Annotated in this window: 13 protein-coding genes; 9 read left to right on the forward strand and 4 right to left on the reverse strand. The window is 44.8% G+C overall.

From position 1 onward, the window contains the following. Position 1 precedes the first annotated feature (1 nt). Positions 2 to 376: a cytochrome aa3 quinol oxidase subunit IV gene (qoxD, locus tag CVV77_RS10285; protein WP_100275333.1), complete on the forward strand. Its 375-nt coding sequence runs from the start codon at positions 2 to 4 to the stop codon at positions 374 to 376. Positions 377 to 617: 241 nt separating this feature from the next. Here the strand turns inward: qoxD and ywcE are convergent, their stop codons facing one another. Next, on the reverse strand, positions 618 to 881 hold the full coding sequence (gene ywcE, locus CVV77_RS10295) for a spore morphogenesis/germination protein YwcE (protein WP_003227411.1): 264 nt from the start codon (positions 879 to 881) through the stop codon (positions 618 to 620). Between the two features lie 505 nt (positions 882 to 1386). Between ywcE and rodA the strand changes: the two genes are divergently transcribed. From rodA to CVV77_RS10310, 3 genes are all read left to right on the forward strand, one after another. Beyond that, positions 1387 to 2565 (forward strand): cell shape-determining peptidoglycan glycosyltransferase RodA, encoded by a 1179-nt coding sequence (gene rodA / locus CVV77_RS10300; protein WP_060399775.1) that lies wholly within the window; start codon positions 1387 to 1389, stop codon positions 2563 to 2565. A gap of 108 nt (positions 2566 to 2673) precedes the next feature. Next, positions 2674 to 3423 carry an oxygen-insensitive NADPH nitroreductase gene (gene nfsA, locus CVV77_RS10305; RefSeq protein ID WP_100275334.1) on the forward strand — a complete coding sequence of 250 codons (750 nt, stop codon included), beginning with the start codon at positions 2674 to 2676 and terminating at the stop codon, positions 3421 to 3423. Positions 3424 to 3598: 175 nt separating this feature from the next. Further along, positions 3599 to 4600, forward strand: a complete 1002-nt coding sequence (locus tag CVV77_RS10310; RefSeq protein WP_100275335.1) for an LLM class flavin-dependent oxidoreductase — start codon at positions 3599 to 3601, stop codon at positions 4598 to 4600. Positions 4601 to 4635: 35 nt separating this feature from the next. Here CVV77_RS10310 and vpr read toward each other — a convergent pair whose 3' ends face one another. Continuing rightward, positions 4636 to 7056, reverse strand: coding sequence for a serine protease Vpr (vpr, locus tag CVV77_RS10315; protein ID WP_100275336.1), 2421 nt, complete (start codon positions 7054 to 7056; stop codon positions 4636 to 4638). Between the two features lie 530 nt (positions 7057 to 7586). Here vpr and CVV77_RS10320 point away from each other — a divergent pair. Further along, the gene (locus CVV77_RS10320) at positions 7587 to 7889 is read left to right on the forward strand and encodes a hypothetical protein (RefSeq protein ID WP_100275337.1); all 303 of its coding nucleotides are present in this window, start codon (positions 7587 to 7589) and stop codon (positions 7887 to 7889) included. A gap of 39 nt (positions 7890 to 7928) precedes the next feature. Further along, positions 7929 to 8759, forward strand: a complete 831-nt coding sequence (sacT, locus tag CVV77_RS10325) for a sac operon transcriptional antiterminator SacT (RefSeq protein ID WP_003236015.1) — start codon at positions 7929 to 7931, stop codon at positions 8757 to 8759. A 39-nt stretch (positions 8760 to 8798) separates the two neighbouring features. Here sacT and CVV77_RS10330 read toward each other — a convergent pair whose 3' ends face one another. Further along, a complete protein-coding gene (locus CVV77_RS10330) occupies positions 8799 to 9569 on the reverse strand; it encodes a formate/nitrite transporter family protein (protein WP_019259814.1) in 771 nt (256 codons plus the stop codon). 299 nt (positions 9570 to 9868) lie between these two features. On the opposite strand from CVV77_RS10330, the gene scrA reads away from it, so the two are divergent. The 3 genes from scrA (at position 9869) to CVV77_RS10345 (ending at position 13032) form a co-directional block, all read left to right on the forward strand. Further along, complete coding sequence (scrA, locus tag CVV77_RS10335) at positions 9869 to 11254, forward strand: PTS system sucrose transporter subunit IIBC (RefSeq protein ID WP_100275338.1); 1386 nt, start codon at positions 9869 to 9871, stop codon at positions 11252 to 11254. After that, positions 11251 to 12690, forward strand: a complete 1440-nt coding sequence (gene sacA / locus CVV77_RS10340; protein ID WP_100275339.1) for a sucrose-6-phosphate hydrolase — start codon at positions 11251 to 11253, stop codon at positions 12688 to 12690. Before scrA ends, sacA begins: the two co-directional genes overlap by 4 nt. 93 nt (positions 12691 to 12783) lie before the next feature. Beyond that, positions 12784 to 13032 carry a hypothetical protein gene (locus tag CVV77_RS10345; RefSeq protein ID WP_003236006.1) on the forward strand — a complete coding sequence of 83 codons (249 nt, stop codon included), beginning with the start codon at positions 12784 to 12786 and terminating at the stop codon, positions 13030 to 13032. Between the two features lie 96 nt (positions 13033 to 13128). On the opposite strand, the gene CVV77_RS10350 is transcribed toward CVV77_RS10345, so the two are convergent. After that, positions 13129 to 13938, reverse strand: a complete 810-nt coding sequence (locus CVV77_RS10350) for a bifunctional hydroxymethylpyrimidine kinase/phosphomethylpyrimidine kinase (protein ID WP_100275340.1) — start codon at positions 13936 to 13938, stop codon at positions 13129 to 13131. Between the last annotated feature and the right edge of the window lie 116 nt (positions 13939 to 14054).

Consider the following 14054-nt stretch of genomic DNA (forward strand, 5'->3'; position numbering starts at 1 on the left):
AATGGCAAACAAATCTGCTGAACACAGTCACTTTCCATGGAAGCACATTGTAGGTTTTGCACTGTCTATCGTTTTGACCCTGCTGGCTCTATGGGTTGCAGTGTATACTGACCTAAGCTCATCAGCAAAACTTTGGATCATTTTCGGCTTCGCCTTCATTCAGGCGGCGCTGCAGCTTCTCATGTTCATGCACATGACAGAGAGCGAAAACGGCAGTATCCAAGTCGGTAACACGCTGTTCGGATTCTTCGGCGCGATCGTTATCGTGCTTGGATCCATCTGGATTTTCGCGGCTCACTATCACCATGGTGACCATATGGACGGAAATCCTCCTGGAGGCGCTAAACACTCAGAGCACTCAGGCCACAACAAATAATACAAAAACCCTCTTCGTTAGAAGAGGGTTTTTATTATTAGCAAAATCCCAAAACGAAATTTTTTTGGTATTTTATCATTTGTTCAGCGTGATTGAAAACCCTTGAAGTCTAGGAAGGACGAGCATTGGAGCACAGCGAATGTAGCAATTCGTGAGCACCAACGCGCAGGACTGACAACGAATGCGAGGGTTTGTCGACACGCTGAAACCCTCTTCGTTAGAAGAGGGTTTTTTGCTGTCCTCAGCTGCTTCGCTTTCTGCGAAGATACGGAAGACCGTAAATGATAAATGCGGCGATATGAGCGACAATGACGTTGACGGCAAACAAGATAATCATGAGAGTGTGTCCTAGTGGAGAAAGGCTTTCTGTTGCGTAGAAGAAGAAGAATACCCACATTAAGATGATTGGCGGAATAGCTGAGAGTGCGACTTTTTTGTTATCAAGCCAAATAAAGAGAGGCGTTGCGCTGGCAACCAGTAAGTAAGCAAAAAACATGTCCATCATACCCGTCTCCTTTCATTTTGTGATAACGTTTACAAAAATGAAATAGAGGAACTGAGTTGTGTCTGTTTTGTGATTGTTTTTTGAACATTCTGTTACAATTATTATACCATGTTTTCCAGAAATTGATACACGTTTTTGCAGAAATGGTCTGGACCTAACGTCTTATTTTTTAAAACGTATTCTCTAGGAGAATGTATAGACAAGGACAAATGTTATTGCGGATTCTATATAAGGAAACACTATGCTGAATAAGCGATTTGGGTACGAAACACATATTGTATATTAGTTTTTAACCAAACCCTTTATAATGGGGTTTTTTTCATTTGAAAAGTTTTGTGTCAATCGAAACGTTTTGGTTTATGATACGTCATATTTCGTGTAGCTGAAAAAGCGTTGCAAATGCGCAAAAAACATAAAAGGAAACGAGCTTCACGTGTCATCTTGATCGAGGTTCATGTATAATAAACATTAGTGATTTTCCGATGAAAATGTAAGGCGGGATAGAATGGGTCGATATAAGAAACAGCAAAGCCCCTTTTACCAGGGGGATTTGATTTTTATATTTGGTGTGTTTTTTATTATAAGTGTAGTATCAATTTATGCTGCTGGACAATTCGGGCAGTATGGGAACACGGATTGGATACAGCAAATTGTGTTTTATCTTTTGGGAGCTATTGCCATCACAGTGCTTTTGTACTTTGATTTAGAACAGCTCGAAAAATTAAGTTTATATATTTTTATCATTGGTATTTTATCTTTGATTATTCTAAAGATTAGTCCTGAGTCCATTGCACCTGTCATTAAAGGAGCAAAAAGTTGGTTTAGGTTTGGAAGAATAACCATACAGCCATCAGAGTTTATGAAGGTTGGTTTGATTATGATGCTAGCTTCAGTCATCGGAAAAGCCAATCCTAAAGGAGTACGGACACTTAGAGATGATATTCACCTGTTATTAAAGATTGCGGGTGTCGCAGTTATCCCTGTTGGTCTTATCCTAATGCAAGATGCTGGGACTGCGGGAATATGTATGTTTATCGTTCTTGTAATGGTTTTTATGTCAGGGATCAATTGGAAACTGATAACAATCATTGCTGGTTCAGGTATCTTACTCATTTCATTAATTTTATTAGTAATGATAAACTTTCCCGACGCTGCAAAATCAGTCGGAATACAGGAATATCAAATTAAGAGGGTTACTTCTTGGGTTTCTGATTCAAATGAGACACAGAATGATGATAGCGGGTGGCAAGTTGATCAAGCTATCATGGCTATAGGATCTGGTGGTATTTTGGGAAATGGTATTTCTGAATTAAAGGTTTATGTTCCAGAAAGTACAACTGACTTCATCTTCTCTATAATAGGTGAATCCTTTGGATTTTTAGGCTGTGCCTTTGTCGTCATCATGTTCTTCTTCTTAATCTACAGGCTTGTCGTTCTGATTGACAAAATACATCCGTTTAACCGTTTCGCTTCTTTCTTTTGCGTTGGCTATACGGCGTTAATAGTGATTCACACATTCCAGAATATCGGAATGAACATCGGTATTATGCCTGTTACCGGGATTCCGTTGCTGTTTGTCAGCTACGGGGGAAGCTCTACACTTTCCACGCTGATCGGCTTCGGGATTGTATATAATGCGAGTGTGCAGCTGACGAAATACAGAAGCTATCTCTTTAATTCTTAATATGCAGACAGCCTTTTTCAAGGCTGTCTTTTTTGTTGTTGCAGAGCATTTCGCTTTTGAGTTCACTTTTTTTCGGATATGATAAAAACAGATAAGGAGGTTCTTGTGATGAATAACACAATTGAAACCATTTTGAATCATCGGTCCATCCGATCTTTTACAGATCAGCTTTTGACTGCTGAGGAAATTGATACATTAGTGAAAAGTGCGCAGGCTGCGTCAACGTCCAGCTACGTACAGGCATATTCGATTATCGGGGTTTCCGATCCTGAGAAAAAACGTGAGCTGTCTGTGCTTGCCGGAAATCAGCCTTACGTTGAGAACAACGGACACTTTTTTGTATTTTGTGCGGACTTGTACCGCCACCAAAAACTAGCTGAGGAAAAAGGCGAAAATATCTCTGAGCTGCTCGAGAATACGGAAATGTTTATGGTGAGCTTGATTGATGCGGCGCTGGCAGCGCAAAATATGAGCATTGCTGCTGAATCTATGGGGCTTGGCATTTGCTATATCGGCGGCATTCGGAATGAACTGGACAAGGTGACAGAGGTGTTGCAAACGCCTGACCATGTGCTTCCGCTTTTCGGTCTGGCAGTGGGCCATCCTGCCAACCTATCCGGCAAAAAACCGAGATTGCCAAAACAGGCGGTCTATCATGAGAATACGTATAATGTGAACACAGACGATTTCCGCAAAACGATGGATGCGTATGATCAAACCATTTCTGATTATTATAGAGAAAGAACAAACGGCCAGCGTGTGGAAACGTGGTCTGACCAGATTCTGAACTTTATGAAGCAGAAGCCGCGTACGTATTTAAATGACTATGTGAAAGAAAAAGGCTTTAATAAAAACTAAAGCAAACCTCTCCGCTTCGGAGGGGTTTTTATGTTTCACGTGTAACATATTCCGACAAATAGAGACATGCCGTCACAAATAAATGACGAATGATCGGGAGACACTGATAAGCAGTATGAGCGGCTTTGGCGAAAAAATAAGGGATCAGTGATACGATGAGGATGAGGTGGTAGGGATGATTTCATTAAGTATATTAGATCAATCTCCAGTATCAGAGGGCAGCAATGCAGAAACAGCATTACAGCAAACCGTTGCGCTTGCACAGGCTGCTGAGGATTTTGGATATAAGAGATTTTGGGTTTCTGAGCATCACTTTTCAAAGCGGCTGGCAGGGTCAAGCCCAGAGGTGCTGATCAGTCATATAGCGGCAAAAACAAAGCGAATCCGTGTTGGATCAGGGGGAGTCATGCTGCCGCATTACAGCGCTTATAAAGTAGCTGAGAATTTCCGTGTGCTGGAGGGGCTGACACCGGGAAGAATTGATCTCGGGCTTGGCAGAGCACCGGGGGGAATGCCGATTGCATCCTGGGCGCTGAATGACGGCGGGAAGCGCAATGCTGATCAGTATCCGCAGCAAATCAAGGAGCTGACCATGTATCTGCATGATTTGGCGGATGACAAACACCGTTTTCCGAATCTGACGGCTGCGCCGCATATTTCAACCGCGCCGGATGTGTGGCTGCTTGGCTCATCTGGAGAAAGCGCGCTGCTCGCCGCTGAGTCAGGCGCTGGCTATATGTTTGCCCACTTTATCAATGGAGAGGGCGGAGAGGATACTGTCAGACAGTATAAGAGACGATTTAAGCCGTCTGTGTTAGGAGAAACGCCCCGAGCGGCAGTCGCTGTTTTTGTTCTTTGTGCTGACACGGAGGAGAAGGCAGAGGAGCTTGCGGCAGTGCTTGATTTTACGCTATTGGCAGGGGAACAGGGCATTCCTTTAGAAGGAGTTCCTTCGTTTGAAGCTGTTCGAGAAAATACGTACTCCCCGTATGAACAAAGACGAATTGCTGATAATCGAAATCGAATGATTGTCGGCACGAAAGAACAGGTGAAGGAGCAGCTGCTGGCTTTGAGTAAAGCGTATGGAGCAGAAGAAATCATGGCGGTGACAATTACACATCATTTTGAAGATAAACTCCATTCATACCGCTTGTTGAAGGAGGCATTTGCGAATTAATCTGAAAAAGCCCTGCCGATCGGCAGGGCTTCTTATTATTCAATGGTAAAAGGCTCTTCAGTCAGAACTTGGCTTGATTTGCCTTTGTTCGCGGCATAGGCGAGCAAGTAATATTCTCCAGCCGGAAGCTTGGTTCCACCATTGATTGTGCCGTCCCAGTCAAAGTACTGATAGCCTTTATCTTGATTTTTATAAATGCCGGCTTGGCCTGCAAAATCAAGGTTGCTGTCATAGACGAGGAACGCCAGCTCTTCTGCTCCCGCAGGAAGGTAGGTTTCAATTTGATAGGTGTCTTGTACAGACCCTTCGCTGACGGAGACAGATGTTACTCTCGGATAATCCGGCTCTTTGACGATCAGCAATGTAGGTACCTTGGCGACGGTTTTTCCGCCTTCTCTGACGATGACCGTTCCTTCATAGGTGCCTGCTTTTGCTTTGTTTGTATTAACCTTTACTTTTGCAGTGGCTTTTCCGGTTTTATGTGCCGGAATCACAACACGGCTTGTGCCGGATGTGGAGATGCCGCTGCCGTTAAATGAGTATTCAAGTGTGTATGACTTTCTAATGGAAGATTGGTTTTCAATCGTAAACGTTTCTTTTTTCGTTTCGTTTCCGTTTTCCTTCAAGAAAGTGCCGTATGAATAGCTTCCGGGTGAGACGAGCGAGTCGGCTTTGATCGCGTTCATGATTCTTGCGCTGCCTGCGCCTTGGGCGTTATGCGGATACACTTCTCCGTCGCCATCCTTTAAGGTGACAGCGGTGTTCATGATGGCGGCTTTGATCTGTTCAACGCTCCACTTTGGTTTGGCTTGTTTGATAACGGCAACAGCCCCGGCAATATGAGGAGATGCCATGCTTGTTCCTTGTTTTGATCCGTAGCCATATGGGTTTTGAGGATCGTGTGTCGGAATGGTGCTGACGATATTGACGCCTGGTGCGGAAATATCAGGCTTAATCATCCACGTATCCATTACAGGGCCGCGGGAAGAGAAATCAGCTACTTGCTCACCAAGCGCTTTTGAGACCGTCAACTTGAATGTGGTTTTTGTCTCGACTGCTTTCAAGGCACTGACGAGTTTTTCGCCGTCTTCTAATGAAAGCTTAATCGTCGGCACAGACATGCCTGGCACATTGGCTTCAATTTCTCCGGAGAGGTTGTTATACACAACCATGCCGATGGCGCCGGCTTTTTTAGCATTGTCGGCTTTATCCACAAACGCAATGCTGCCCCGTTTGACAACGGCGACTTTGCCTGTCAGATCTTTTCCTTCAAAGTCCTTTGCTTCGCCAAGTCCGGCTTCAACTAGCTCAACTTCTTTGTTATTGAGCGCTTTGACATCGTCCTCTTTGTTATAGCCCATTACTTTTGCCGAAGAGTAAGAGCCGAAAGTGACGGCGTATTCATTGAGCGGCAGCTGAGTGGCACCGACAGAAATTGCTTCTCTTGAAGTGCCTGGTGATCCGACTGTCCAGCCGTTCGGCCCGCTGTTGCCGTTTGACGTTACCGCGACAACGCCTTCTGACATGGCCCAGTCAAGCGCTGTGCTTGTCGCCCAGTCCGGGTTGTTTAATGAATTTCCGAGAGACAGGTTCATCACATCTGCTCCGTCCTGTACAGCACGTTCCACGCCGGCAATGACGTTTTCTGTTGTGCCGCTTCCGCCAGGGCCCAGTACGCGGTAAGCAAGAAGTGTGGCATCAGGCGCCACGCCTTTAATCGTTCCGTTTGCGGCGACAGTTCCGGCCACGTGCGTTCCGTGGTCAGTGGCTTCACCTCTCGGATCGCCGTTCGGTGTTTCTTTCGGGTCGTAATCATTGTCTACAAAATCATATCCTTTATATTGTCCGAAGTTTTTCTTCAAATCAGGGTGATTGTATTCAACCCCAGTATCAATAACCGCTACCTTCACGCCTTTTCCTGTGTAGCCTAAATCCCATGCGTCGTTTGCTCCGATATACGGTGCGCTGTCATCCATTTGCGGAGATACGGCGTCCTCGGAGACCGTGACGTCTTTATCCTTCATATTGTCTGTTTTATAGGTGACGTTCGGGTATACTGCCTTTACGTCTTTTACTGCAAGAAGTTTTGGAATCTCATTAGCTGGGAGCTTCATAGAAAAGCCTGAGAATACCTGCTCATATTCCCGGTTTACTTTTCCGTTTTTCACCGCTTTGACAGCACTGTTTTTGGCTTTTGTTCGTGCGGTTTTCAGCTTGCTTTTCGTTTGGCTTTCTCCCGCTTCCTTCGCCTCTGCCAAGGATTTTTCTTTTAATTCCACGATAACGGTTGTTTTTTTGCTTGTTGTCATGTCGATATCACCGAATACCTCGGCTTTTTCCAGGTCAGCCGACGTTTTTGAAGAAACCGGCGCCGCCTGTACTCCTGTCATACCTGTGGATAACGTAAAAAATAAAACAAAACTTAGGAGCAGAAAGCGAATGATTCCATTTTTCAATGTATTTCCCCCTTTGTGTTTAGAAAAAATGTTAAAGATCTAGTATATATTTCTTGAAAATTCAAAAAAATCCTTGTGTCATTTGGACCATTTATTGGATTTCGTTTGTGTATAAGGAAGGAGTTATACACAGAACCCTGTGTATAAGTGAATAAATCTGTGTATATATATAGTTGGGAATATATGTTCCTATACAAAATATAGATAGAGTTTGTGGACATGTGGATATCTCTTGTGATTAAGTTGTTCTTATCTTTGGGATAACTTGTGTATAAAGTTTTTAATGCGGTTCCCCAAATTTCATTTCATTTCTTTCAGCTTTCAACAAAACTTCTAAAAACTAGTTGGTTTTTTCACTCATATTGTGACAAAGAATTCTTTTTCCACGGTCTATTATAGAGTCATGAGTTTTGCTAGAGCCGCTAGTTTGCGAGAAAAGAAATCGGCCGTCTTTTCACGCGGGCTGCGGCTGAGAAAACGGGCTGCTAAAAAAGGCTGCCTGCCAAAAAGAAGCGGAGGGATGTTTTTCTATGAAACGTTTGCTTGTATCTTTACGGGTGTGGATGGTCTTTTTGATGAACTGGGTGAAGCCGGACAGAAAAACTGCGGCTGCCGCGGTCTATTCGGCTCAGCGTACATACCAAAGAAAAGCGGCGGTGCAGGCCGCAGGACTTGTTTCGTTTTATGAATGGCGGATGGCTGTGAATGAGGAAGAAAAGCAGAAAGCGAAAGCCGCTGCGCTTTATAAAAGAAGATGTCTGCAAGCCTTCAAAGAATCGCCAAAGCAGGAGAGAGCTGGCCCGCATCTTTACATGGCGGTCAAAAGGAGGTAAAATCCCAGTCAAAAGCAAATTGGCGGGAGAGATAGCCTCTTGAAAATCTATAAAGTATTAAACAACAATGCGGCTTTAATAAAAGAGGACGATCAGGAAAAAATTGTGATGGGACCGGGAATCGCTTTTCAAAAAAAGAAAAATGATCTCATCCCTATGAATAAAGTAGAAAAAATCTTTGTCGTGCACGACGAGAATGAAAAATTTAAACAAATCCTGCAAACGCTGCCGGAGGAGCATATAGAAATAGCTGAGGATATCATCAGTTATGCGGAAGGAGAGCTCGCGTCGCCGCTGAGCGACCACATTCATATCGCGCTTTCTGACCATTTGTCCTTTGCGATCGAAAGGATTCAAAATGGGCTGCTTGTGCAGAATAAATTGCTGCATGAGATAAAAGCGCTCTATAAAAAAGAATATGAGATCGGCCTGTGGGCGATCGGACACGTAAAAGAGACATTGGGCGTGTCTCTGCCTGAAGATGAAGCGGGTTATATTGCCCTTCACATTCATACGGCGAAGATGGATGCGGAGAGCATGTATTCAGCGCTGAAGCATACAACCATGATCAAAGAAATGATAGAGAAAATAGAAAACTACTTTAATCGAAAGGTGGATGAAAACAGCATTTCCTATCAACGCCTTGTCACGCATTTGCGATACGCGGTCAGCCGGTTGGAATCAAATGAAGCGCTCCATCGTATGGACGAGGAGATGCTTTATTTCATCCAAAAAAAGTATTCATTTGCCTATCAATGTGCGCTGGAGCTGGCGGAGTTTTTGAAAAATGAATATCAATTACATTTGCCGGAGTCCGAGGCCGGCTATATCACGCTGCATGTCCAGCGTCTTCAAGATCTCTCGGAATAACCGCTTTGACTTGCAGGGAGTGATCTCTGGAAGTTTTTTTTATTTATCGGGATTGAGCGTATAGTACATCCAGCCCATCATTACAATTCCTGCGGTCAGATTGCCGAGCGTAACAGGAATTAAGTTTCTGACTGCTCCCATCAGTGTCACCGTATCAGGGTGCTCGATCAAAAGTGAGATGGCGAATGTGCACATATTGGCAATGCTGTGCTCAAAACCGGAAATAAAGAAGCAGAAAACGAAAAGCATCATGGCAAACAGCTTGGCTCCTTCTCCTTTGAGAGACATCGGAATGAAAAAGGCGAGGCACACAAGCCAATTGCACAGCATTCCTCTGAAAAACAGTTCGGAAGCGGGCGGCTCCATTTTGTGCTCTGCCAGATGAATCAAAAAGGAATGAACAGAAGCCTCCTCAAAAAGTCCTGTCGCGCTGATCAGGATGGCAAATAAAATGGCGCCAATCAAATTGCCAGCATAGCTTGACATCCACAAGTACAGAGTGTCGCGCCAACGGATTTTTTTTCGGAGCGCGGTATAGGTGAAATAAAAGGTATTGCCGGTAAATAAATCCCCGCCGCCGTAAGCAATCAGCAGAATAGCGGCCCCGAAAGTGACAGCGGCTGCCGGAAATGCAAATGGAGAGTCAGCCATATAGAAATAGCTGCCTGTTTTGCTTGCGGCTGTAATACCAAAACCGATAAACATGCTGGCCAAAATGGATCGGAGCAAATATCGGATTTTGCTTGAAACAAATATATTTTGTTTTCTCAAAGCGTACTGTTCAACCTTTTGCAATGCTTGAGTTTCCATTGTCTTTTCCTGCTTTCTTTGATTTGAGCATAGTATAGCATGATATTGTGAAATGTTTCACAATTAATTTTTACGAATTTTTGTCTAAATGTTTTATGAAACTTTTTAACTAAAAAAACAGTTGACGAAAACGCTGTCATCAATTATGATGAAAGCGTATTCTCAATCTGAATAAGCGGGATTGTGACTGGTAAAGCAGGCAAGACCTAAAATTTGCGTAAATGAAAAAGGATCGCTGTGTCCTTTCTTCGTTGGCGAATTTTAGGTCTTTTTTGTTTAAATAAAAGGGGGAGAAACAGATGGATTACAAAGAGACTGCAAAACGCCTCATTGAGCTTCTCGGGGGGAAAGAAAACATTATCAGCGCAGCTCATTGTGCAACAAGGCTGCGTTTAGTGATTAAAAATGAATCAAAGATAGATCAAGCACAAGTAGAAGAGCTTGATGGCGTCAAAGGCGCTTTCAGCAGCTCTGGCCAGTACCAGATCATTTTCGGAACAGGCCTTGTCAATAAGGTGTACGATGCTTTTTCAAAGGAAGCAGATATTGAGCGTGAAGAACACGTAAATCACCAGGATGCGGCAAAAGAAAAAATGAATCCCGCTGCGAGATTTGCGAAAACGCTTTCTAATATTTTTGTTCCAATCATCCCGGCTATTGTGGCCAGCGGCCTATTAATGGGATTACTGGGTATGGTCAATGCGTTTCATTGGATGAGCAAGGATTCTGCGCTGCTGCAGCTGCTTGATATGTTTTCAAGTGCAGCATTTATTTTCTTGCCGATTTTAATCGGGGTAAGCGCTTCAAAAGAATTTGGCAGCAATCCGTACTTGGGAGCGGTTATCGGCGGAATCATGATTCATCCGACGCTTTTGAATCCATGGGGATTGGCGGAAGCGACACCTGATTATATGAATCTTTTCGGATTCGATATCGCGCTTCTCGGCTACCAGGGAACTGTTATCCCTGTCCTGCTGGCGGTTTATGTGATGAGCAAGGTAGAGAAATGGACGAGAAAAGTGGTCCCTCATGCAGTAGATTTGCTTGTTACACCTTTTGTCACAGTGATTGTCACCGGGTTTGTCGCTTTTATCGCGATTGGTCCTCTGGGCAGAGCGCTTGGCTCCGGCATTACGGTTGCTTTAACTTATGTATATGACCATGCAGGTTTTGTTGCGGGTCTGATTTTCGGTGGCACGTATTCACTTATCGTGCTGACAGGCGTTCATCACAGCTTCCATGCGATTGAGGCAGGGCTTATTGCAGATATCGGCAAAAACTACTTGCTGCCAATCTGGTCAATGGCGAATGTCGCACAGGGCGGCGCCGGGCTTGCCGTCTTCTTTATGGCGAAAAAGGCAAAGACAAAAGAAATCGCGCTTCCGGCTGCATTTTCCGCTTTTCTTGGCATTACTGAGCCCGTCATCTTCGGAGTCAATCTGCGCTACCGAAAACCGTTTATCGCCGCGATGATTGGAGGCGCATTGGGCGGTGCATATGTCGTCTTTACACATGTTGCTGCAAACGCTTACGGGTTAACGGGTATTCCGATGATCGCCATTGCTGCGCCGTTTGGCATGGGCAACTTGATCAACTATCTGATTGGTATGGCCATTGCGGGAGTGTCAGCGTTCATTGCAGCGTTTATCATGAAGATTAATGAGGATGAGGAGAGGAAAAAATGACAGTACATGATCAGGAGCTTCGTCGCCGGGCTTATGAAGAAGTGGAGAAAAAAGAGCCTATCGCGAACAGCGATCCGCACCGCCAGCATTTTCACATTATGCCGCCGGTTGGGCTGCTGAATGACCCGAATGGCGTGATTTATTGGAAGGGCAGCTATCATGTGTTTTTTCAATGGCAGCCATTTCAGACGGGGCACGGCGCTAAATTTTGGGGGCATTATACGACACAGGATGTTGTGAATTGGAAGCGGGAAGAGATTGCGCTTGCCCCGAGTGATTGGTTCGATAAAAACGGCTGCTACTCGGGCAGCGCTGTCGCGAAAGACGATCGGCTCTATCTATTTTACACAGGAAATGTCAGGGATCAGGATGGGAATCGGGAAACGTATCAATGCCTTGCCGTATCTGACGACGGACTGTCCTTTGAGAAAAAGGGTGTCGTCGCCCGCCTCCCTGAAGGATACACGCCGCATTTTCGCGATCCGAAGGTATGGGAGCATGAAGGAACATGGTATATGGTGGTCGGTGCACAAACGGAGAATATGCAAGGACACGCTGTTTTGTTTGCTTCTGATAACCTGACAGAGTGGAGATTTCTCGGCCCGATAACTGGCGCGGGCTTCAATGGGCTTGACGAATTCGGGTACATGTGGGAGTGCCCTGACTTGTTTTCCATTCAGGGGTCCGACGTGCTGATTGTCTCGCCACAAGGGCTTGAGACTGGCGGTTTTCGTTATCAGAACGTGTATCAATCGGGTTATTTTATCGGGCGTCTCGATTATAACAAGCCTGAATTGAAGCATGGCGATTTTACGGAGCTTGATCAAGGTTTTGATTTTTACGCTCCGCAAACACTTGAAGACGATCAGGGAAGGCGAATTTTGTTTGCGTGGATGGCTGTGCCTGATCAGGATGAAGGGACTCATCCGACGATTGACTATCACTGGATCCACTGTATGACGCTGCCGAGACAGCTGACGCTATCTGGGCAGAAGCTGATTCAGCAGCCGCTGCCTGAGCTGAAAGCCATGCGCAGGAATGAGAAAAAAGTGCAAATCAACATGCATGGATCATCTGGTACGCTTCCAGTTGAAAACCCTGAAAGAGCTGAGATCTTGATTGAAGACATTGATACGGAGTCTGGCTTTTCAATCAGTATCCGCGGTACGGCTGCGTTTTCTTTTCATAAGGACGAGGGGATTGTTACGCTGGAGCGGACGAGCTTCGACGGAAAAAGAACAGAAGCGAGACATTGCTGCATCAAGGATTTGCATACCGTGCACATGTTTATCGACGCTTCATCTGTGGAAATCTTTGTCAATAACGGAGAAGAGGTCTTCAGTGCGAGATATTTTCCTTTCCCGGGAAATCATGAAGTGACAGCCAGTTCGACAGGAAAATCTGAAATGAACGTCGGAATTTGGACCCTTATGTAGAAAATCCTTCTATTTTCTTATGTGAAATCTGTGCCATCTGTGCTATTCTTCAACGATAACCTACTATTTTTTTCTGTAAAAGGAGTTGTTTTCTTGAATATACATGAACAGAAGATAACACCGGAATGTTTGGAAAAGGCTGCGGATCAAGTTGAAGATAAGCGGGAAGAATATAAGGATGTGCTGCTTCAGCTGAAAAAAATGCTTGGCGGGACAACGCCGCACAGTGAAACGGCGGAAATTCTTTCGCGAGCATATGAGCAAATGAAGGAATATGCACTTTTTGTTCAGTCGATAGAAACATTTTTGAGGAAATCTGCGAACCATTTAAAAATCAAATAAACAGGCTGCCGATGGGATCGGCAGTTTTTTCTGTGAAAAGTCTTCGGTCATATAAAAAAGGCTGCCTCTCTGTAAGGCAGCCTTTTTTGTTTATGATTAGTTATTCAGGCGCAGCGCAGAATGCTTCGTTGGCCCGACATATTGGTTGAGCGGGAAGGATTCTTTAATGGCAGCGGTAATAAAATCTTTCGCTGCGTAAATGGCTTCTTTGACTTCCGCACCTTTGGCGAGCTCCGCTGTCACGGCTGCTGAGAACGTACAGCCTGCGCCATGTGTATAAGGCGTATCGATCATTTCGCTTTCAAGGACTTCCGCTGTTTCTCCGTCATAGAGAACATCAACCGCTTTTTCGTGTTTGAGTTTGCCTCCGCCTGTAATGACGACATATTGAGCGCCGAGCGCATGAATTTTTTTCGCAGCTTCGATCATATCGTCAACTGTCTTTAATTCATCCATGCCGCTGAGCTGGCTGGCTTCAAACAGATTAGGCGTAATGACAGTGGCTAGCGGCGCTAATTGTTCACGCAGGGCTTGGGCGTGCTCCGGATACAGGACTTCATTTGCTCCTTTGCAAACCATGACTGGGTCAATTACCACATTTTTTAATTGTTTTTCTTTGATCGTTTTTGCTGCAAGCTCGATAATGTCAACGGTTGGCAGCATTCCTGTTTTCATGGCGTCCACACCGATGCCGTCCGTAATCGTTGCAAGCTGGGCGCGGATTGTATCAGTATCGATCGGGAAGACTTGGTGGTCCCAGCTGTTGTTCGGGTCCATCGCAACGATCACCGTTAAGGCGGTCATCCCGTATACGTTTTTTTCTTGAAATGTTTTTAAATCAGCTTGAATCCCAGCACCGCCGCTCGAATCTGAGCCGGCAATGGTGAGTGCTTTATGCATAGACATGTCTTGAACCTCCATCGTGTTTTGTCTTTCATTATAGTTAGATTTTCTCTGTATCACAATATAGAAGATCTATAGGAATCATTTGACAATACCAAGGGGCTTTCGTAAAATGCTAC

The sequence above is a fragment of the Bacillus sp. SN1 genome (assembly GCF_002796895.1).
GTDB lineage: Bacteria > Bacillota > Bacilli > Bacillales > Bacillaceae > Bacillus > Bacillus inaquosorum.

Excerpts from the sequence above, each read along its gene's own strand:
- qoxD (WP_100275333.1), top strand. The coding sequence starts at position 2 with ATGGCAAACAAATCTGCTGAACACAGTCACTTTCCATGGAAGCACATT.
- ywcE (WP_003227411.1), bottom strand. The coding sequence starts at position 881 with ATGATGGACATGTTTTTTGCTTACTTACTGGTTGCCAGCGCAACGCCT.
- rodA (WP_060399775.1), top strand. The coding sequence starts at position 1,387 with ATGGGTCGATATAAGAAACAGCAAAGCCCCTTTTACCAGGGGGATTTG.
- nfsA (WP_100275334.1), top strand. The coding sequence starts at position 2,674 with ATGAATAACACAATTGAAACCATTTTGAATCATCGGTCCATCCGATCT.
- CVV77_RS10310 (WP_100275335.1), top strand. The coding sequence starts at position 3,599 with ATGATTTCATTAAGTATATTAGATCAATCTCCAGTATCAGAGGGCAGC.
- CVV77_RS10320 (WP_100275337.1), top strand. The coding sequence starts at position 7,587 with ATGAAACGTTTGCTTGTATCTTTACGGGTGTGGATGGTCTTTTTGATG.
- CVV77_RS10330 (WP_019259814.1), bottom strand. The coding sequence starts at position 9,569 with ATGGAAACTCAAGCATTGCAAAAGGTTGAACAGTACGCTTTGAGAAAA.
- scrA (WP_100275338.1), top strand. The coding sequence starts at position 9,869 with ATGGATTACAAAGAGACTGCAAAACGCCTCATTGAGCTTCTCGGGGGG.
- sacA (WP_100275339.1), top strand. The coding sequence starts at position 11,251 with ATGACAGTACATGATCAGGAGCTTCGTCGCCGGGCTTATGAAGAAGTG.
- CVV77_RS10350 (WP_100275340.1), bottom strand. The coding sequence starts at position 13,938 with ATGTCTATGCATAAAGCACTCACCATTGCCGGCTCAGATTCGAGCGGC.